Below are 18,643 nucleotides of genomic sequence, written 5' to 3'. Positions count from 1 at the left end.
GGAGGCCACCCGCCTCCTGGACGACCTCGCCGCCGCCGCCGAGAAGCACGGCCACCACGGCGGCGACGCCGCTGGCTGGCTGGCCCAGGCCGCAGCGGAGGCCACCAGCACCAAGCACCACCGCATGGCCCGCACCGAGCGGACCCCCGCCGAACTCACCGAGCTGCTCCGAGCCCTGAGCGACGCCTTCACCGAGCTCGGCCTGACCGTCGTCCCTTCCCAGGGCGGCCGCGGCTCCGTCGCCGTCGCTCCGGTCCCCGGCGGGCCGACCTGGGGCATCAACGAAACCGGCCTGCGGGTCTCCCTCTACATCGACGGCGGCTGGGACCTGACCGTCAACCAGCCTCAGACCAGGGTCTGCTCCATCTACGCCCCGACCACCGAGGCCGGTGCCCGCGAAGTCGCCGCCCTGGTCGCCGCCGTCCTGCGCGGCGACGCCGCCGACCCCTTCCGGCGGTGAAGCGATGACGACCGAACCCACGAACACCGAGCCGGACGACGCGGTCTCCACCGGCGAGGACTACACCGGGATTCCCGACCTCTGTCAGCTGCTGTACAACGTGGCTGCCGACCGGCGGATCACCGCCCGTGAGGAGACGGAGCTCCGCGCCGCGCGCGAACTGCTCGGCAACCCCACCGGCCCGGCGATCGACCTGACCGCGCAGCAGCTGGCCCAGCAGAGCCAGCAGATCCACGCCGCGCTGACCGACCTCGCCGCCGGCCTCGAACCCCTCGCCGCACGCGGCTGGTCGGTCTACGCCCAGCACGCCCAGGTCTTCCGCCGGGCCGCCACCACCGCACTCCAGATCAGCGGGACCGTCGCATGACCGTCACCTACACCGGGCTCTGCACCCGCAAGTGCGACGACGATGACGACTGCTCCACCTGCCCGGCCCGCCCAACCGCCACCATGACCTGCGACCGAGGGTGCGGCGCCGCCTTCCACGGACGCCCCGGCGAAGCCGACTCCTCCTTCCGGCAGCGGGCGGGCTGGCACTTCTGCCGGCCGACCCCGTACCACCAGACCGACGTCTGCCCCAACTGCCCACCCCACGAGCACTACTAGCAGCACAAACACGTCAGGGCCGGTCCCCGTCGACGGGGGACCGGCCCTGAGCGGTCTTCCAGATCACATGCGGCACTTTCGCGCCGTACGCCACGCCGAGCGCCCGGATAGGGCATGATCGGTCGTCAATAGACCTGAAAACGCGAAAGACCGGGGCTCCTACACCCCGGCCTCTCTAGGCGATCAGGTCCAAAGAATTCGCTCGCCGCGATAACACAGGACACCTGACCACTTGAACCCGATGGTAGCGGGTGGCACAGCCATCCGCGCAACAACTCCTCCGACAGTCACCGGCCTGAGTGACGCTCCCGCCCCGGCGGTCGAGCCCCGGCCCGGTGCCTTTTCGCGCACCAAGATCACCAGCGCCGAGACCAAGATCAACACTCTGGCGCTCTTCGCCATGACCACCCCCGGACCGTCAGCCCGCGACGTCGCGAACCCCGCTGACGCCGCCTCCGGCCTGGGGCTTGTCACATCAGCCATCTCTTCCCGACTTTTCCACGGGACGGCCCGCACGACGGCGCCCGAAGCCCCGACGAAGGCAAAGCCGCAGGTCACAGGCCGGATGGTTCGGCGGGGCCGCGGCTTCCCCTCGGCGGAGCTCATCGGGCACGTCCGCGACCACTTCGGGCCGGAGCTCGACCCCGACGAGTGGGAGGACGCCCGCTCCCGCTCGCCGTACATGGCCCCTCAGCGCGCCGCCGCTGCGGACTGGGACGGCGGCCAGTCGATCGAGTGGACGCTCTACGTCAGCCCCGGAACGGTCCGCATCGGCTCCCACGACTCCCAGGCCCGTGAACGCGCGGCCCTGCGGGCCTGCCAGCGCCGCGAGGCGTCGGTGAAGGCGCTCCACGCCGACATGGACTTCGCAGACGCTGTACGGGCCGTAGGGGCCTGCCACAGCATGGGCCTGGACCCGAGCGCCGCCGAGCTCGCCGCAGCGGCCGAGGAGGCCCGCCAGGAGCACGAGGACGTGCAGCTCGCCGTGCCCCTGGAGCCCGCCTACCTCAACGGCAAGGGCGACGCTGCCACCCGCCGCAACCGGGAGAGCTGGTGGCAGCGCGTCATCGAGCAAGCCCGCCTCTACCCGGACGGGGAGTTCCCCGAGCCCACCAAGCGCGGCCGGATCTTCGGCCTGTCCGAGCGGGCCCGCCAGCGCATGACCTTGAGCTTCGGCGCCATCGACTACACCCCGCTGGTCGAGCGGGCGGGGGACCAGCAGATCCCGATCCACACCCTGACCTACGGAGACGACTGGCTGTCCGCGGTGCCGGACGGCCGCGCCTTCCACGAGCACATGGACCTGTTCTGGCGCTACCACGAGCGCGCCTGGGGCCGGGTCCGCCCGGTCACCCTGTACCTCAACGAGAAGGGCAAGGAGGTCTCACCGGCAGTCGTCGACCGCCTCCGCGTGAAGGCCTCGCTCAAGGCCCGTCAACTTCCGTCCGCACTGGACGCCGCCGGATCGGGTGACTTCGACGCCGAACTCAGGGCCGCCGGCATCACCTCGGTCGTCACCCAGCTGTGGCAGGGCGACAAGGTCCTGTGCCTGTGGAAGCTGGAGTTCCAGCGCCGAGGAGCCCCCCACGTGCACATCCTCATGTGCGAACCCAAGGACCGGGCCCGCGTGCCCAAGCGCGGCATCCGCCCGGTCGGCGCCGGCTGCACCTACAAGACCTGGCTCTCCCGGGTCTGGAACCACATCGTCTACGGCACCGAGGCCTGCGCCAACGCCAAGGCCGGAGAGAAGTGCGAGCCGCTGCGCCAGGCCCGCGACGACGCAGGCCTGTTCCTCACCGAGACCGCCGTCATCGGCAAGGACGTCAAGGGCAAGCCGATCCGGGTCGAGGAGCCGGTGGAGGCCGGCTGCCCCGGTGGCCACGGCACCCGCGCTCAGGCCGTCGCCCGGCACGCCGCTGCCCGCCGCTGCCCGCACGCCGTCGCCCACCACCGCAAGAAGCACCACTGCACCCGGGCCGAGGCCGAGGCCCACCTGCCCGGCCTCGACGCCCCGTGCAACGACGCCGCCCGGCACATCGCCGCCGACGCAGCCAAGCACCTACTCGCCGGAACCGCCGTCGACTACGACACCACCCACGGCATCACCGACCCCGCGAGCGCCGCCCGGTACTTCGCCAAGCACGGCCAGTTCAACGCCAAGCGCTACCAGGACGAGATGCCCGACGAGTGGCAGGCCGACCAGCGCGAGGCGTCCAAGCGCAGGGCCGAGGCCAAGGCCGCCGCCAAGGGCAACGCGCACCCGAGCGAGCAGGCCGGCGACGACGAGAACGACGACGCCTACCGCTCCCAGTGGCGCGAGCAGGCCAAGGCCGAGATCGCCGAGATCGACGAGGCCGGCGGACTGCCCGAAGGCTGGATCGACGCGGCCACCGACGAAGACGAGGACGGCAACTCCGCTGGTACCGGCCGGATCTGGGGCTACAAGGGCCTGCGCAAGGCCGAGAAGCCGACCCGCGTCACCGCCGAGGAGGCCCAGGTCCTCGCCCGCCTGCTGCGCAAGCACGCCCGCGCCGCCGACTCCACCGTGCTGGTCGAGGAGGAGCAGACCCTCACCGACAGGTACGGTCTGCCTCTCCTCGACGGCGACGGCGAGCCGGTGAAGGTGAAGACCGGTAAGCGCCGCGTCGAGGCCAGGGCCACCCGCAAATCCGCCTGGAGCCCGGAGAAGCCCGGCGCTGACGAGAAGCGCCACGGCGCCCGGCACGGCGGCAAGCACGCCAACCCGCGCATGGCCAACCGCTCCGTCGAACGCCACCAGGGCGGCCGGGCGGTCCTGGCCGAGGCGGACGGCTCACACGACGGCATCACCTACTGGACCACCGACGCGGACGGCAACGCGGTGCAGATCACCGCCCCGGTCCGGGGCCTCGCCGCCCTGCAGTACCTGCAGCCCACCAAGGTCATCCGGCGCAAGAGCCTGCGCCGCATGCACCGCTTCCGGAACTCCGGCACCCCCTCCGGCTGGATGATCGTGCCGGACGGCGAGTCCATGGGCGTGTCCCTGGCCCAAGCCCTCGCGGACCGCCGGGGCGAACGCACCGTCGTCGGCCTGGCCGCAGGCCTCGCCCTCGCCGGACACCCCGCCCCGCCGCGCCCGGCCGGTGTCACCGGCGGGCGGATCGCCGAGCTGCGCGCCAAGCTCGCGCACCGCCTGGTCCCCGAAGGCGTCGACCCGCACACCGGCGAGATCGCCGTTCCCAAGCAGGCCCCGGCGAAGGTGACGTTCGACCAGGCCGCCGAGCGCTTCCGCAACCAGCGCTCCGCCACGGTCCCCGACCGCAGCAGCCGCCGCCACCTTGCCCAGCGCTTCACCGTGCCCGCCCCGGCCGGGCCCGCCGACGACCGCCGCACGCCGCACTGCGCCGACTGCGGCGGCGAGCTGGCCCCGGTCTTCGCCACCATCGGCGCCCACCTCGGATGCCGACCCGACCCGATGATCGAGAGGTCCTGATGACCCGTCGCCCCCTCGGCCCCGGCTTCGACCGCGACCGCCAGGACGTCGCCGACGTCGCCCCGCACCGCGCTGGCCGGACCGCCGCCGAGCTCGCCGCCGAGACCGCGCCCCCGCCCGTCCCGGCGCCGGTGCCGTCGACGGGTCGGCGCCCGTTGGCGCTCCGGCCTGCACCAACGCTCCCGCCAACGACCGGCTGACCGGTCGGGGAGGGGAGGACCGCCCACCGTTTCATCGCTGACGAAACGGTGGGCGGTTCCGTTTCGGGTTCCGTTCGGGGTCCTGTTCGGAGTCCCGTTTCGGGTTCCGTTTCAAGTCCCGTTTCGGGTTCCCTTGTTGTCCCGCCGGCGGGGGCGGGACAACGTGCTCTGACCTGCGGGACAAGGGGGGAGGACAAGGGGCCGGCGGGCGCCGACTTCTTCCGTACGGACCCCCTTTCGGCGGCCCGGCGGAAGTTCAGCGGCCGATGCTCGGACCGGACCGGCCCTGGGTCGGCGGCTCGTACCGGTACGTGTACTGGTCGTACTGGCGCTGCCGTTCGGCGGCGCGGGCCTGCTCGGCGGCCCGCCGCTGCTGGGCCTGGACGGCCGCGGTGGCCCGCTCGGTCTCCTCGGTCACCCGGCGCCCGGCGGGCAGCTGCTCGCGGACCGCGGCTTCCTCGCGAAGGCCGGCTGCGCGGCCGTCGAGCTGTTCGGCGGTGCGCCGCTGGGTGGCGGCGTCCTGGATGAGGCGCTGGTGCTCGTTGCGGTCGCGCAGATCGAGGCGCTCGGCCAACTCCGGCAGAGCGGCCCGTCGCTGGGCGACGCGCTGCTCGACCGTCCCGTAGACGCCGCCGTCCGCCCGGTCGACCTCGGCCCGCGCCGCCTTCCGCAGCTCGTCGGCCTGCGTGCGGAGTTGGGCGCCCTGCTCGCGCAGCTGCTCGATCTGCCCGGTGCGCTCGCCGACGCGCTGCCGCAGCGCGTCGGCGGCCTCCAGCATCCCGCCGCGCTGGAAGAACACGGCGGAGCGCCGCAGGGCCGCCCGCTCGCGGATGCGCGCCTCGATCCGGCTGTCCTCGTAGTTCGCCGAGTACATCTCCCGGACCCGGGTGTCGACGTCGGCGGCGCCCTGGTCGAGCTGGCCGGCCCGCCCGAGCAGCTGCTCGGCCGCGTCCAGGTGCGCGCTGACCTTGACGACCCGCTGGCGCCCGGGGGCCTGGTCGGTGCCGAGAACCGCGGCGAGCCGCTCGGCCTGGACGTCGAGCCCGTACGCGGTCGCGCGGGCCTGCGAGGCGTCGGCCGCGGCCTTCTCGGCGCGCGGCAGCAGTGCGCTCGTGGGCACCTTGCCGTGCGGGCGCTCACGCCAGCCGGGGATCTGCTGCGCCCGGCGGACGGCTTCGAGCTGGGCGTTCACCTCAGCCAGCGCCCGACGGATCTCCTCCTCGGTGGGCGCCTGGGCGGGCTGCTCGGCCGGGTCCGGCAGCACGGGGCCGGTGCGGAAGTCAGCCGGCTGTTCCACCGCCGGCGGTTCCTGACGCTGCGCCGGGACCTCGGCGACGTCGGCGACCGGCCGCGCCCGCTGCTCCTCGACGACCTGGTGCTCGTCGACGTCGGCGGGCCCGGCCGGGACGGCGGTGAGCTCGTCGACGACCATCACGTCGTCCTGGTCGTGCTCCAGCTGGCGCCCGTACGCCGCGACGGCGCGGTCGAGGCGCTCGGCGTCGGTCCGCGGCTCGCCGAGGGTGATCCGGGTGACCTCGTCCTCGACCTCGACCAAGGGCAGGAACAGGTGCGTCTCCTGCCGGGCCCGGGACAGGGCGGGGTAGAGGCTGTGGGCGTCGGCGCCCCGGCCGGAGGCGATCGTCACCTCGGAGGTGAGGCCCTGGGCTGAGCCGATCGTCATCGCGTAGCCGTGAGTCAGCCGGCCCTCGGCGACGTCGCGCGGGCTCATCCACGCCTGGTCGGTGCGGTGTCCGCCGGCGCCGTCCGGGCGGCGCCACTCGACCAGCACGCCGCGCCGCGCGTCCACCTGCAGCGCCACGCCCCGGAAGCCGTTCAGCACGTCGACCTGGTCGGCGTCGCGGCGGGAGCGGTAGTCGTTGCGGCGTACGTGGACCAGGTCGCCCGGCGCGAACTCGGTGCGCCCGCCATCCGGGGTGCGGAACGTCTGGCCGTGCTCGAGTTCGCCAGCAGCGACCAGCAGCGACCGGGCGCCGACGTTGAGCGCGGCAACGTCGGCCCGGCGGGCAGCCAGCAACAGCAGCTGCTCGACCTGGCCGTGCGGGTCACCGGCCCACCTGGTGCGGGCGGTGTCCCACGCGTGGAGCATGGAGGTGTGGGCCTGGTCGGCGGTCTCGGTGGCCTGGACGCGCCCGCGCTCGGCGAGCATCGCCAGCGCGCTGGTGCGCCCCCCAGCCCGCCACGTCTCCAGCGCGGCCCGCTCCACCGGATCGGTCTGGCGCCGGTTCTCGTCGAGAACCAGGCCGTCGACAATCTGGTGCACCCGGGCGAACCCGCCCCCGATCCCGACCGCCCTCAACTGCTGCGGGTCGCCGATCGCGACGACCTTGGTGCCGGTCTCGGCGGCGTGCCGCAGCAGCACGGCGAACGCCCGGTCGTCCACCATGCCGGCCTCGTCGATGACCAGCACGCCGACCCCGGCCAGGCCGCGGCCGCCGGTGATGTCGCGCGTCCACGCGGCGATCGTCCGGCTGTCGATCCCCGCCTCGGCCGTCAGGTTCGCCGCCGCGACCGCGGCCGTCGAGGCGCCGACCACGGAAAGGCCGGCTGCCTCCCAACCCGTGCGCGCGGCGGCCATGAGCGTCGTCTTGCCCGCCCCGGCGACCCCGATCACGGCGTCGGTGGCGTGCCCTGCGGTCAGCAGGCGGGTGATGACCTCGCCCTGCTGCTCGCTGAACCGGAATGGCCGGTCCGCCGTCGACCGGGCGAGTTCGGCGGTGGCGATGGTGAGCTCGGCGGCCTCCTGGGTGAGCTGCGCGAGACCCCTGCCGTAGCCGGTCGCCGCGGACCTGATGATGGTCGCCTCGGCCTCGACCACGCTGGTGTGGGTGTAGCGCTGGCGGTGCACCTGGTGGTGCCGGGTGGAGTCGGTCAGCCGCACCGCGTGCCCGTCGACGGCGAGGACCTCCTCGACGAGGGCTTCGAGCTGCTCGACGGAGTCCAGGTAGGGCAGCGCCGCCGTGACGGCGGCCATGACGTGCGTGTGCTGCACGGCCTTCGTCGACGCGACCAGGCCGTGCTCGGCGTCCCAAATTTGGGAGGCGATCCGCTCCGGCGTCGGCAGCACCGGGCCGTCCGGACCGGTGGCCCCGGGGCCACTTCCGTCCGGTCCCGGCAGCGCTCCGCGCACCATCGCGTCGACCGCCCGTCCCGCCTCCGCGAGTGCGGCCTGGCGCTCCTCGTCGGTCAGGCCTGAGAGGTCGCTGGCCATCACCGCGGCGGCCTGTGCGCGCCAGTTGCTGCGCTCTCCGGCCTGCTCGGCCTGGTCGAGTTTCGCCTCGGCGGTGCGCCGTGCGGCGGCCTTCTGCTGGTCGCGGGTGGCGCCTTCGCCGACGTCGCCGACGACCTGGTGGTGCCGCCGGGAGAACGTCTCGCGCAGCTGCTCGCTGACGCCCGCGAGTTCCCACGCGCCGGTGGTTTCGGAGCGCTCGAAGCGGGCGCCGTACTGCTCGGTGAGCCTCGCGCGCAGGCGGGCCTCGGCGATCTCGTTGACCAGGCGCGCGTGCCGCAGCAGGTCCTCGGCGCCGGCCGCGATGGTGCGCCACCGGCCGTCCTCGCCCTTGGCCATGTGCGCGATGTTCACGTGAACGTGCAGGTGCGGATCGCCGACCGCGCCGCCGACCGGCCGCGCGCTGCGGTGCAGCGTCGTCCACCCCACGAACCCGGACGTGGCGACGCGTTCGGCGCGCTGGCCGGAGCCGTGATGGCCGGCCATCCCGTACGCCGTCCACTCCTCCAGCGCGGCGACCGCCTCGCCGACCGAGGCGAGCCAGTCGTCCTCGATCGAGGCCGCCAGGTCGTCATCGGCGAGTGCCCACGCGACCGACACGGACTTGGGGATGTCGAGGACCAGGTCGACGCCGCGCAGGCCGACGTCGACGTGCCGACCGGTCCACGGGCGGGCCTCGGCGACGACGTCCGCGCCGTACAGCTCGTCCACGGAAAGGCCGGCTGCGTCGGCGATCCGCTCGGCATCGGCGAGCGGCAGAACGTGCCGATCACCCTCGCGGCGAAGGCCTCGCTCGGCACGGGCGAACCGCTCGCCGAGCGGCCCGCCGAGGTACTCCGCGGCGCTGATTCCCTCGGCCTCGGCGAGCGCGGTGACGGCGTCCACCAAGGTGCGCGCGGGCACCTTCCCGCGCGGGTCGAGGACCTGCTTGCGCTTCACCAGCTGCTCGCCGGTGCGCGGGTCGCGCCCGTCCATCACCGCGCGAGCGGCGTCCGCGTCGACCGGTCCGCCGGCGGTCAGTCCGAGCTCCAAAAGCCCGCTGCCGATCCACCGCAAGTCCCGCTCGGAGGCGAGCCGGTACTCGACCTGGGCGTCGTGCTCGACGTCGCATCCGCAGTCGCGGGACAGCCGGTAGTCCACCTGCTGGGGGGCCCGGATCGGCGTCACCCACCCCATATGCCGGACCCACCCCCTTTACCTGCCTTTGTCCGCCCGGCGGACCTTGATCACGTATCGACGATACCTGGAGTGCTGTAGGTGGCTTGGTGGTTGGTCTGTGCTGGCTGCTGTGTGTGGTGGGTTTGGGTTGGTTTGTGGCGTATGTCTGTTGCTGTGGTGGTGAGTTGGTTGCTGGGTTTGGTGGTGCTGCTGGTTGGTGTTGGTCAGTTGGTTGACGTGGCTGCGGGCGGTCGGTGGCGGGTGGTAGAGGTCGGGTGGTCGCGGTGGTCGCGGCCGGTGAAGTGGAGGAGTGGGCGATGGCGTTGGAGCGGCGGAAGGTGTTGTTCGGTGAGCCGGTGGAGGCGACGGGCGACGCGGAGCGGGACGCACTCGCGACGGCGGTGAAGGCGATCGAGGCGCGGGAGGGAGAGCGGCGCGGCTGGGACCAGCCGCCGCGGCTGTTCTCGCTGCACCTGGCGGACATCGACTCCGGGGCGATCGAGCTGCGGATCATCCCGCCGCGCCAGTGGGCCAGCGGCCACCGCAACCCCGCCGACGACCTCGCGGCGTGGGCGATGCGCTACCCGGCGCCCGGACCGGTCACGCCGCTGGCTTTCGCCGACTCGCCGGACGGGTTCGCCGGCATCGCGATGATGTACGAGGGGTGGGCCGCGCCGGACGACGCCAAGCTCTCCCCGGAGGAGGAGGCCCGGCGCGCGCTCGGCGAGCGGACCTTCACACAGCGCTCCGACCGGGTCGAGGTCCGGATGGTGACGGCGGTCGACATCAACGGGCACTCGTACCTGCTGCGCCGCCTGCGCGGGCGCGAGGTCGAGCTGGCCGTCACCGCCGCCGACCCCGACAGTTCGGTGCGCAACATCGGCGAGGCGCGGGGCAAGCTGCCGCACGCGATCGGGCGGATCGCCCACGCGGTGCGGACCGGCGCCCTCGTCCTCGGCTGACGGGCGGTACGTGAAACCGGTGACGTACGGGCCGGTCGGTTCACGTACCGGCCGGCCCGGCCGGGCAGGATGGCGGGGGGATCGGGGAGGAAGGGGCGGCGATGTACGTCTACGGGTGCGGGGTGTGCCGGACGGTCAGCCACCACGCCAGCGCGGACGAGGCGTTCGAGGAGCGCGACGGGCACCGCCTCAAGGTGCACCACGGCCGGGTGCCGATGGGCGAGTGGATCAGGGACGACACCCCGCCGCCGGCGCCGCCGAGCGCGGGGTCCGTGGCGCGCTGGATGCTGGGCACGTGGCCGGGCCGGGCCGCCGCGCTCGTCCTGGTGGTCGTCGTGGTGCGCGTCGGGTTCTTCATCGGCGGTCTGCCGCCGCTGTTCGCCCCGGCACCGCCCGTGCCGTCGACGTCGCCCGCGCTGCCGCTGTTCGCCCCGGTGCCGAGCGCGTCGTCGTCGGCGCCCGCGGGGACGCTCCCCGTTGTCGGAGGAGCCGGTGCAGGGAACGCCCCCTGACCGTTTCGTCACTGACGAAACGCTAGGGTCGGGGCATGGAGAAGACGGAGCTTGGTGATCGGGACCGGTTCTCGCCGTGCGAGTGGTGCCACGAGTCGTTCCGGCCGCCGAAGCCGACCGGGCGCCGGCCGAAGTACTGCAAGCCTGCGTGCCGTCAGGCCGCGTACGAGGCGCGTCGGGACAAGTGGGTGGGTGACGAGGCGGTTGCCGCGCACACCCAGGGCCGACCGCGTCGGCGGCTCTCGGACAGCGTGCCGAGCGCGTCGTCGCCGGCGGTCCAGGCCGGGCCGGAGTTGAAGGGCGCGGTGTCACCGCCGCTGTTCTGATCCGCGGGTTGCGGTGGGCCGGTCCCGATCGGGGCCGGCCTTTCGCGCGCTCGGCCCGCCATCGTCCTGAACCTCACGGGTCGGGGCCTGCGGGCTCCCCCGGTGGACGGCTCGCGGTGGTGGCCTCGCCCGGCCGGGGTCGAGCGACTCGGCCGCCCCCTCGGGGCGGTCGACCCGGGCGGGAGTTTTCGGCGGGCCCGGAGCTTGCGGAGGGGCCGGTGAAAAGTCTTGGCCGGGCTTGGTCGGGAGTGCCCCGGTCGGGGGTGGCAGGGTTCGGAGGCGTCTGCCGGGGGAGCCCGCGGTGCTCTGGCCCGTCCCACCCACCCGCCGTCACGTCCAAGATCACCGAGGCCCCCTCCCTCGGGCGGATGGCCCGCCGGAGGCATGCCGTGAGCCGCACCGGTGCACCCTCGGTCGGCAGGCGCCGCCCGCGTCGGCCGCCGGTCCGGGCGAGGACGTCGAGGGGCGGTACGGGCCACCCGGGGTGCTGCTGCTCGACGGACGGGGGTCCGTGGAGAAGTAGTCGGCGTTCGCGGGGCCGGGTTGTCCCGGGCGTGACCAGCGCGGACGCGGGACAACAGGGGCTGTCCCGAAGCAACCTCCGGAGCAACTGCAGGAGCAACCTCCGAGGCAACCTCTGGGGCAACGGCAGAGGCAACCTCCGGAGCAACCGAAGGACCCGCCACCAACAGGTGACGGGTCCTTCCGCGCCCCCGGGCGGGCCAGCTGGCTACTCGTCGCCGTTGATCGCGTCGAACAGCGCCCGGCCGTACGGCTGCGTCTCGGGGTTCTCCATCCAGCGCTCGGCCAGGGCGACGACGCGCGTGCTCTCCTCGCGTAGTTCCTCGATCTCCGGCCGCCGCTCGGGGAAGGGCGACTGCCACGGCTCCGCGGCTGCCCGATCCAGCCACGCCCGCAATTCCGAGCGGCCCTCGGTCCCGTCATCCGTCTGAGTGGTCATGCCGTGTCCAACGGTCGGCGCCCCGGAGAGGTAGCGCCGGCGGGACCGCAGAAGGGAGGGCAGGAAACGACCGAGCCCCCGCCAGCGGGTGCTGACGGGGGCTCCGGTGGGGCGGGATGTGGGGTCAGGTCTGGGGGAGTCCGCGGCGCTTCTCCCACTCGCGCCAGCAGCTGCGGACGATCTCCTGGGTGACGGAGTCGGGGTCGTCCTGGTGGTGCTCGATGGCCGCGCACAGCTCGGCGTCGGTGAACTCGGGGACGGGCTTGTCGGGCCAGTTGCTGATCATGGCGGGCTGCCTCTCGGGGGAGTGGATCATGCGGCGTCGGAGTTGTGGACGACGATCGTCCGGGCCGGGTCGGTGGGGTGGGGCTGGAGGACGAACCCCTCTCGGCCGGTGGGCGCCGGGGCGTTGTTGGCGTTGGCGTTGGCACTCTGACCTGCACCAACGTTGGCAACAACACCGGCCAGAGGGGCGGGGTCACGGGGGGAGGGGAGCGGCGGCACGTCCTGGTGGTGGACGCCGGGGCCGTTGCCGTCCGGCGTGCGGACCCCCTCGCGGAACGGGATGCCGGCCTCGGAGAGGAGGGCCTTGACGGCCTTGGTGGAGGGCTCCCAACCGGGGTGGGAGGTGCCCAGATCGGTGGCCAGCCGGGTGAGCAGAACGGACCGCTTGGAGGCGGTGAGGGAGGCGGTCAGGAGGTGGGTCTCGGCGGGGGTTGGAGCGGTGGTCTCGGGCTCCTCCTGGTCGTCCTCGTCGGCGCCGTCCGCCGGGGCGTCGGCGACGCCCTCGGCGGGGGCCGGAGCGGCCTCCTTCGGGGTGGTGGTGTTGCCGAGGATCAGGGCGGTGATCACCCACAGGGTGAGGCCGCTGGTGATGGTGACTCCGGCGTAGTGCCGGACGACGGGGATGCCGGCGAGCAGGACGGCGGAGACGACCGCGCATCCGGCGGCGACCAGGGCGGGGTGGGTCGGCCGCTCGCCGAGGTCCTCCAGGGCCTTGGCGCGCTGCTCGGGGTCCTTGATCTGCCGGGCCTTGGCGCGCCGCTCTTTCCACTCCGAGAGGCTGTCGGCGTGGTCGGCCTTGGCGTCGGCGTGGCGGCTGCGGATCGGGGCCAGCATCCGGCGGTTGCCCTGGCGGAGCGCGGCGAGCGAGAGGCCGCCGAGGTAGGGGTGGACGGGCCGCTCCCCCTTGAGCGCTTCGAGCGCGGCGGCGCGCTCCTTGGGGTCCTTGATCTGCCGGGCCTTGGCGCGGCACTCGTTCCACGCGGCCAGCGCTTCGGAGTGCAGGGTGAGGGCGTCTGCGAGCGGGTTGGTCATCTCAGGCTCCGATCAGGCCGTGGAAGAACGAGCCGACGACGGTGAACGGCAGGGCGAGGATCGAGCCGGAAGCGACTGCGGCGGCGGGGAGGGTGCCGCCGACGATCACGTCCTTCCACACGCGCGGCTTGGTGCCGAACAGGACGATCACGAGGATCAGGGCGGTGGCCCCGGCGCCCGCGTTGAACTGGTGGTTCATCGCGGCGGTGAGCGAGTCGCCGACGACCTTCGGCGCCTCGAAGGTCTGGCCGGCGCCCTGGGCGAACAGGCCGAACAGGAGCATCCACCAGGCGGTGTGGTGGTCCTTGTGCTGTTCGGCGAGGGTGCCCTTGCCCCGGTGGCCGACGAGCAGCCACACCATGATCACGAGGCACACGCCGGTGGCGGTGATGGGTCCGAGCAGGGAGGTCATGGTGACTCCAGGTCAGTAGATGTGAAGGGCGGAGAGGAGGGGGGCGGCACCGGTGGCGACGGCGATGCCGGAGGCGACCGGGATGCGGGCGAGGACCAGGAAGAAGAGGGGTCCGGCCCCGCGGACCTCGGAGACGCGCAGGCGGCCCCGGTCGCGGAGGTGGAGGTCGAAGGCCCAGCCGAAGAGCGCGAGCAGCACGCCGACGTAGGGCCCGCCGGGCGTGGTGATCTGCACGAGGCCGGTCGCGTAGCCGCCGACCGCCGAGATCGCGGTCAGGACGCACCAGCGCCGGAACCGGAGCACCCGGTCCGAGGGGCCAGCGGTGCGGGCGGCGCGGCGACGCTTGCGCCGGGCCCGGGTGGCGGCCTCGCGCTTGTCGGCGAGCTGCTGTCGGTGGTGCCGCTTGGTGCGCTGCTCCGGGGTCTCCCCCGCAGCGGCCAGGACGCGGTCCTCCTCGGCGCGGCGCCGCCGCTTGTCGAGCTCGCGCTCGGTCTCCAGGCGGGCCGCCCGCTCCTCCGGGGTCTCGTTGATCCGGGACGCGAGCAGGTCGACCATGCCGACCAGGTCGTCCCGGCGGTAGTGGGCGGGGGTCAGAGCGTCCTCGACGCGGTGGCGCTCGGTCTGCTGCTCGGAGGTCTCCCCCGCCGCGGCGAACAGGGCGTCACGCTCGGCGCGTTCGGCCTTGATCCGGGCCTCGTACTCGACCTGCTCGCGGGCCGAGCGCTGGGCCTCGGTCTCGGTCATGAGCTGGGTGACCTGCTGGCCGATCTGCGCGGCCATGGCGGGGACCTGCTCGGCCAGGATTCGGCCGACCGGCGCCCAGAACGCGGCGGCTGTCTCCTCCATGGAGGCCGGGGCGGCCGGGCCGCCGGCGCCGACCGGCACCGGGGTGTGAACGGTGGCGTCCGAGGCCGGGGCGGGGATGCGCGGGCCGTCCTTGCGCCACCACTCGACCACGGGCTCCGGGTCGGGGGCGGGCATGCCGGCGGTCGGCGGCTCGGTCGGGGGCGGGGGGATCGTCACCGGTGCCGTCCTTCCAGGTAGGCGAGGGCGAGCAGGTAGAGGCCGCCGACGACGATCGCCGCGTTCCCCAGGAGCAGGACCAGCCAGATCAGTTCGGTGATCACGCGTGTCTCCTCTCGGGAGAGAAGGGGCCCGGCCGGAGCCGGGCCCGGGGTGGACGGGCGGTCAGGAGGGGCGGCGGCCGAGCCAGTTGCGGCTGTTGCTGGTGCGGGGGGCGTAGACCGTGCGGCCGTTGGCCCTGGCCTCGTCGTAGTCGCTGCCGCTCCAGGTGCGGCCGGTGGTGGAGTCGACGTGGTCGGGCGTCACGGTCCTGGTGGTCGGCTTCGACTCGCGGCGGAAGATGGCCATCAGAGGTCACCGCCGTCCGGCTCGATCTCGCCGGTGATGAGGACGGAGTCGCCGTCGACCTCGCACAGCGCGGTGAAGTGGGCCAGGCCGCGCAGGCCGTCGCCGACCTGGACCCGGCCGCACCACTTCTCGCGGATGAGGGTCTGGAACTCCGTCACGGTGATCGGATCGACCACCCGGTAGCCCACGCCCTCGGGGGTGACGGTGCCGAGCACCGCCAACGTCTTCTCGATGCGGCTCACCGCGCACCGCCCTTGCCGGACAGGTTGTCCAGGTGGCGGCCGGCGGCGTCGCCGGCCTTGGTGCGGTCCTCGGGGGTGATCGGGGGGACCGGGGTAGCGTGGGCCATGACTGGCACCTCTCTCGGAGGGATTTCCGCTGGTCACAGGGCCCCCGCCCGCGATCTGTGGAAGGTGATCGGGCGGGGGACCGTGCGAGCCCTGGGTCTGCGACCTGGGGCTTTCGCCATGTCTGGAGTGCTCGCGCAGACGGTCACCCTCCGGAGCGTTTCGGCCCCGGTCGGTGGTGGCGACGAGTAAGAGACTCCCCCATTCCGATATCGGAGTCAAGTCCCGATGTCGGTATCGCGTTTCTGCTGTCGGTGTGCGTATGCTGTGGGCACCCCGCTGAGACCAGGACCAAGGGAGAACTCGGTGTGACCAGACAGCCGACCAAGTGGGAACAGGCGCTCAGCGACCTGAAAACCCGCATTGACGACGGGTATTACCCGCCGGGCACGGTGCTGCCGAAGCACCCGGATCTGGCCGCAGAGCTGGGCTGCAGCGAAGGCACGGTTCGCCGTGCTCTCGACGCGCTTGCCCGCGAGGGCCTGGTCAAGGGGGTGCCCGGGGTGGGCACGAAGGTGCTCCCCCGCGTCACCAAGGTGCTGCGCACCGACGCGAACCGTGCGACGGCCCAGACCGAGCGCGGCTTCTACGCCGACGTCCGCGACGCCGGCCTCAAGTCCCGCGTCGTCACGACCCGCGAGTACCGGCCCGCACCCGACCACGTCGCCCAGATCCTCGGCGTGCCGGTACGGGCCCCGCTCCTGGTCCGCGACCGCGTGCAGGGCGTCCAGGCCGAGGAGGACGGGCCGGTCACTGTGCTGCAGACCGCCTGCAGTTGGTACCTCCCGGCGATCTCTGAGGCCCTGCCGATCCTCTGGGAGGAGGTCACCGGACCCGGCGGGATGCTCGCCCGGTTCGAGGACCTCGGCCTGACCATCGAGCAGCGGGACGACGTGATTCCCGCGCTCGCCACCAAGCAGCAGTGCGAGGTGCTGGGCCTCACAGCTCCCGCGCCGGTTTGTCTGGTGACCCGCACGACCCGTGACCAGGACGGCCGGGCGCTCGAAGTGACCGACCTCGTCGTCACGGCCCGCAACGTCCTCAGCTACACCCGCTAACCCACCGAAAGGCGCAACCGATGACCAACACCTCTGCCGACAGCGTGCAGCGCACCGCCGAGAACCTGGCCGTCCAGGCCGACCAGCGCGGCTTCTACGCCGACGTCGCCGCCACCGGCCAGCCCGCCACTGCGGCCGTCACCATCGAGGACCGCCCCGCCCCGCAGAACGTCGCCGAGCTGCTCGGCGTCGCCGCCGGCACCCAGGTCCTGGTGCGTGACCGCGTACAGGGCCCGGTCGACAAGCTGCCGCTCCAGTGGGCCGTGTCGTACTTCCTGCCGGAGATCACCGAGGCGCTGCCGGTGCTGCGTAACCAGGACACCGGCGCCGGCGGCTACCTCGCCCGCCTGGAGTCCCTCGGCCTGCGGATCGAGCAGGTCGACCACATCCGCCCCGCCCTGGCGACCGACGAGCAGCGCCGCGTGCTCCAGCTCCCCGAGCCGTCCGCCGTCGACCTCATCACTCGGGTGGACCGCGACCAGAACGGCCGCGTGGTGCACGTGATGGAGCTGGTCCGCACCGATAGGAACGTGACCGTCACGGCGGTCAACCGCGTCAGCAGCAACGCCGCCGCGTAGTTCCCGACCGACACAGAAGTGGGCCGCCCGGTCTTCGTCCCCGGAGCGGCCCCGTGATTCACGGAGGCAACCGTGTTCCACACCACCGAGTATGACCCGGCCAGCGACGCGGCCGACACGGCCCCCGCGTCGCCGCCCGCAACCCGACGCAGTCGCCGTCGCCGCACCGACACGGCCCCCGTGTCGGTGCGGACCGGCAGCGGTCCCGTCACCGGATGGGCCGCGCTGATCCTCGCGGTGATCTTCATCGCGATGGCCGCGGTCGGCGGCGCCGGCGCCTACAGCACGTACCACAACATGACGGCCGCCCTCGGCGACAGCGACACCGCTGTCGGTCTCGTCGCCGCCGGAGAGGGCGTCACCGGCATCCTCGGTCTCGCCCTGATCGGCCTGACCCTGATCGCCCGGCCCTACCCCCTGCCGCTGCGGCTGAGCCTGTGGATCATCCCCGCGATCGGCTCCGGGGTCGGCGTCTACCTGGCCAAGGACGACGTGCACCGCGTCGTTTACGGCGTCACCCCCCTGGCCATGACCTGCGCCGCAGAGCTCGCGGGGTACCTCGCCCGCAGCGTCGTCGTCCACCGCACCGGCTACGACGCCGAGGCGGACCGCAAGACCGGCGAGCTCCTGCGCATGATCGAGTTCCACCAGGCCCGCGCGGCGCGGCACCCCGACGAGGCCACCCGCAAGAAGTCCGCCGAGAAGGCGTGGAAGCTCGCCGAACGCCTGGGCAAGGGGGACTCGCGGCTCAGCACGGCGCTCACGGAGGGCTACGCAGTCCGCACCACCGAAGCCGCGCTCGTCGCCCTCGACGGCCTCTACGGCCGCACCGACACGGCCCCCGCCGTGACCGACGCGGTGCCCATCCCGACCGCCCCGGCCGCGCAGCTGCCGGTGCCCCCAGCCCCCGCCGCGCTGCCCGCCGTCGAGCCCGAGCCCGTGATCGACGAGGCGCCGGAGGAGATCGAGTCGCCCTGGTGGAAGGAGCCGACGCGCCCCGTGTCGGTCGACGAGGAGCCGGTTCCGGTCGACGCGCCGGCGCCGTCCTTCGACACCGAGCGCCCCTCGGTCGAGGTCCCCGGACAGCTCCCGTTCGACACGTTCGACGTGGACCTCGACGAGGCCGACACGCCCGCCGACACGGCCGACGCGGACCGCGCCGGTGCCGACACGGACACGAACCCGGGCGAACTGCCGGCGCCCGGCAGCCGGCTGAGTGACGTCGAGCTGGACGCCGTCGTCCACATGATCCGCACCGAGACCGACCCGCCCCGTTCCCTGCGCGGCATGGAGGAGCGCTTCCGCGAGCTCGGCTACGTCGCTTCGGCCGCCCGCCTGCGCGCTGCGTGGGACCGCGTGACCCCGGCCACCGCTGACCTGGAGAGCTGACCCGCTGTCGGCCGGGGCTCCACCAGCCCCGGCCGATTCGGACCGGAACACCCGAACCGTCACGAACGTCGGACCCAGCCGAGAGGATCAGCCCCATGACCCCGAGCTCCCACGACCAGATCGCCCGCATCTACGCCGGATACGCCGGCCTCTACGCCCCCAGCGTGGTGGAGGAGGCCACCCGCCTCCTGGACGACCTCGCCGCCGCCGCCGAGAAGCACGGCCACCACGGCGGCGACGCCGCTGGCTGGCTGGCCCAGGCCGCAG

The 18,643-nt window shown here is 73.4% G+C and carries 19 protein-coding genes; 11 read left to right on the top strand and 8 right to left on the bottom strand.

Features of this window, described 5'->3' with window-relative positions; translation table 11 throughout:
• From ACFY2K_RS42595 to ACFY2K_RS42575, 5 genes are all read left to right on the top strand, one after another.
• The coding region (locus tag ACFY2K_RS42595) for a hypothetical protein (protein WP_387718316.1) at positions 1-460 on the top strand (460 nt) is incomplete at its 5' end.
• A gap of 4 nt (positions 461-464) precedes the next feature.
• On the top strand, positions 465-827 hold the full coding sequence (locus ACFY2K_RS42590) for a hypothetical protein (protein ID WP_387718314.1): 363 nt from the start codon (positions 465-467) through the stop codon (positions 825-827).
• Positions 824-1,066, top strand: coding sequence for a hypothetical protein (locus tag ACFY2K_RS42585; protein WP_387718311.1), 243 nt, complete (start codon positions 824-826; stop codon positions 1,064-1,066). Before ACFY2K_RS42590 ends, ACFY2K_RS42585 begins: the two co-directional genes overlap by 4 nt.
• A gap of 565 nt (positions 1,067-1,631) precedes the next feature.
• Positions 1,632-4,538, top strand: a complete 2,907-nt coding sequence (locus ACFY2K_RS42580) for a hypothetical protein (protein ID WP_387718308.1) — start codon at positions 1,632-1,634, stop codon at positions 4,536-4,538.
• Complete coding sequence (locus ACFY2K_RS42575; RefSeq protein ID WP_387718306.1) at positions 4,538-4,738, top strand: hypothetical protein; 201 nt, start codon at positions 4,538-4,540, stop codon at positions 4,736-4,738. The genes ACFY2K_RS42580 and ACFY2K_RS42575 overlap by 1 nt, the downstream gene beginning before the upstream one ends.
• Positions 4,739-4,994: 256 nt before the next feature.
• Here the strand turns inward: ACFY2K_RS42575 and mobF are convergent, their stop codons facing one another.
• A complete protein-coding gene (gene mobF / locus ACFY2K_RS42570; protein WP_387718304.1) occupies positions 4,995-9,152 on the bottom strand; it encodes a MobF family relaxase in 4,158 nt (1,385 codons plus the stop codon).
• 308 nt (positions 9,153-9,460) lie between these two features.
• On the opposite strand from mobF, the gene ACFY2K_RS42565 reads away from it, so the two are divergent.
• The 3 genes from ACFY2K_RS42565 to ACFY2K_RS42555 all read left to right on the top strand — a co-directional run bounded on the left by ACFY2K_RS42565 (position 9,461) and on the right by ACFY2K_RS42555 (position 10,943).
• The gene (locus ACFY2K_RS42565; protein WP_387718301.1) at positions 9,461-10,105 is read left to right on the top strand and encodes a hypothetical protein; all 645 of its coding nucleotides are present in this window, start codon (positions 9,461-9,463) and stop codon (positions 10,103-10,105) included.
• A 101-nt stretch (positions 10,106-10,206) separates the two neighbouring features.
• Positions 10,207-10,617, top strand: a complete 411-nt coding sequence (locus ACFY2K_RS42560; RefSeq protein ID WP_387718298.1) for a hypothetical protein — start codon at positions 10,207-10,209, stop codon at positions 10,615-10,617.
• Between the two features lie 35 nt (positions 10,618-10,652).
• Complete coding sequence (locus tag ACFY2K_RS42555; RefSeq protein WP_387718295.1) at positions 10,653-10,943, top strand: hypothetical protein; 291 nt, start codon at positions 10,653-10,655, stop codon at positions 10,941-10,943.
• A gap of 730 nt (positions 10,944-11,673) precedes the next feature.
• On the opposite strand, the gene ACFY2K_RS42550 is transcribed toward ACFY2K_RS42555, so the two are convergent.
• The 7 genes from ACFY2K_RS42550 to ACFY2K_RS42520 all read right to left on the bottom strand — a co-directional run bounded on the left by ACFY2K_RS42550 (position 11,674) and on the right by ACFY2K_RS42520 (position 15,246).
• Positions 11,674-11,904, bottom strand: coding sequence for a hypothetical protein (locus tag ACFY2K_RS42550; protein ID WP_387718293.1), 231 nt, complete (start codon positions 11,902-11,904; stop codon positions 11,674-11,676).
• Positions 11,905-12,028: 124 nt separating this feature from the next.
• A complete protein-coding gene (locus ACFY2K_RS42545) occupies positions 12,029-12,190 on the bottom strand; it encodes a hypothetical protein (RefSeq protein WP_387718292.1) in 162 nt (53 codons plus the stop codon).
• Between the two features lie 26 nt (positions 12,191-12,216).
• Positions 12,217-13,221, bottom strand: a complete 1,005-nt coding sequence (locus ACFY2K_RS42540) for a hypothetical protein (protein ID WP_387718290.1) — start codon at positions 13,219-13,221, stop codon at positions 12,217-12,219.
• A gap of 1 nt (position 13,222) precedes the next feature.
• Positions 13,223-13,633: a hypothetical protein gene (locus tag ACFY2K_RS42535; RefSeq protein ID WP_387718287.1), complete on the bottom strand. Its 411-nt coding sequence runs from the start codon at positions 13,631-13,633 to the stop codon at positions 13,223-13,225.
• Between the two features lie 12 nt (positions 13,634-13,645).
• Positions 13,646-14,656 carry a hypothetical protein gene (locus ACFY2K_RS42530; protein ID WP_387718285.1) on the bottom strand — a complete coding sequence of 337 codons (1,011 nt, stop codon included), beginning with the start codon at positions 14,654-14,656 and terminating at the stop codon, positions 13,646-13,648.
• Between the two features lie 165 nt (positions 14,657-14,821).
• Positions 14,822-15,004, bottom strand: coding sequence for a hypothetical protein (locus ACFY2K_RS42525; RefSeq protein WP_387718282.1), 183 nt, complete (start codon positions 15,002-15,004; stop codon positions 14,822-14,824).
• The gene (locus ACFY2K_RS42520; RefSeq protein WP_387718279.1) at positions 15,004-15,246 is read right to left on the bottom strand and encodes a hypothetical protein; all 243 of its coding nucleotides are present in this window, start codon (positions 15,244-15,246) and stop codon (positions 15,004-15,006) included. The genes ACFY2K_RS42525 and ACFY2K_RS42520 overlap by 1 nt, the downstream gene beginning before the upstream one ends.
• Before the next feature lie 413 nt (positions 15,247-15,659).
• Between ACFY2K_RS42520 and ACFY2K_RS42515 the strand changes: the two genes are divergently transcribed.
• The 3 genes from ACFY2K_RS42515 (at position 15,660) to ACFY2K_RS42505 (ending at position 18,376) form a co-directional block, all read left to right on the top strand.
• Positions 15,660-16,409, top strand: a complete 750-nt coding sequence (locus tag ACFY2K_RS42515; RefSeq protein ID WP_387718277.1) for a GntR family transcriptional regulator — start codon at positions 15,660-15,662, stop codon at positions 16,407-16,409.
• Between the two features lie 20 nt (positions 16,410-16,429).
• Positions 16,430-16,987 carry a UTRA domain-containing protein gene (locus ACFY2K_RS42510; RefSeq protein ID WP_387718274.1) on the top strand — a complete coding sequence of 186 codons (558 nt, stop codon included), beginning with the start codon at positions 16,430-16,432 and terminating at the stop codon, positions 16,985-16,987.
• A 180-nt stretch (positions 16,988-17,167) separates the two neighbouring features.
• Entirely contained in the window at positions 17,168-18,376 is a 1,209-nt protein-coding gene (locus ACFY2K_RS42505) for a hypothetical protein (protein WP_387718271.1), read from the top strand.
• Positions 18,377-18,643: the final 267 nt, after the last annotated feature.

Source organism: Kitasatospora sp. NPDC001309, assembly GCF_042896295.1.
In the GTDB taxonomy this organism is placed as follows: Bacteria; Actinomycetota; Actinomycetes; order Streptomycetales; family Streptomycetaceae; genus Kitasatospora.
This window is presented reverse-complemented; position numbering and strand designations above follow the sequence as displayed.

What these genes read in the sequence shown, in the direction of transcription:
- ACFY2K_RS42590 (WP_387718314.1), top strand. Translation starts at nt 465, where the DNA reads ATGACGACCGAACCCACGAACACCGAGCCGGACGACGCGGTCTCCACC.
- ACFY2K_RS42585 (WP_387718311.1), top strand. Translation starts at nt 824, where the DNA reads ATGACCGTCACCTACACCGGGCTCTGCACCCGCAAGTGCGACGACGAT.
- ACFY2K_RS42580 (WP_387718308.1), top strand. Translation starts at nt 1,632, where the DNA reads ATGGTTCGGCGGGGCCGCGGCTTCCCCTCGGCGGAGCTCATCGGGCAC.
- ACFY2K_RS42575 (WP_387718306.1), top strand. Translation starts at nt 4,538, where the DNA reads ATGACCCGTCGCCCCCTCGGCCCCGGCTTCGACCGCGACCGCCAGGAC.
- ACFY2K_RS42565 (WP_387718301.1), top strand. Translation starts at nt 9,461, where the DNA reads ATGGCGTTGGAGCGGCGGAAGGTGTTGTTCGGTGAGCCGGTGGAGGCG.
- ACFY2K_RS42560 (WP_387718298.1), top strand. Translation starts at nt 10,207, where the DNA reads ATGTACGTCTACGGGTGCGGGGTGTGCCGGACGGTCAGCCACCACGCC.
- ACFY2K_RS42555 (WP_387718295.1), top strand. Translation starts at nt 10,653, where the DNA reads ATGGAGAAGACGGAGCTTGGTGATCGGGACCGGTTCTCGCCGTGCGAG.
- ACFY2K_RS42550 (WP_387718293.1), bottom strand. Translation starts at nt 11,904, where the DNA reads ATGACCACTCAGACGGATGACGGGACCGAGGGCCGCTCGGAATTGCGG.
- ACFY2K_RS42545 (WP_387718292.1), bottom strand. Translation starts at nt 12,190, where the DNA reads ATGATCAGCAACTGGCCCGACAAGCCCGTCCCCGAGTTCACCGACGCC.
- ACFY2K_RS42540 (WP_387718290.1), bottom strand. Translation starts at nt 13,221, where the DNA reads ATGACCAACCCGCTCGCAGACGCCCTCACCCTGCACTCCGAAGCGCTG.
- ACFY2K_RS42535 (WP_387718287.1), bottom strand. Translation starts at nt 13,633, where the DNA reads ATGACCTCCCTGCTCGGACCCATCACCGCCACCGGCGTGTGCCTCGTG.
- ACFY2K_RS42525 (WP_387718282.1), bottom strand. Translation starts at nt 15,004, where the DNA reads ATGGCCATCTTCCGCCGCGAGTCGAAGCCGACCACCAGGACCGTGACG.
- ACFY2K_RS42510 (WP_387718274.1), top strand. Translation starts at nt 16,430, where the DNA reads ATGACCAACACCTCTGCCGACAGCGTGCAGCGCACCGCCGAGAACCTG.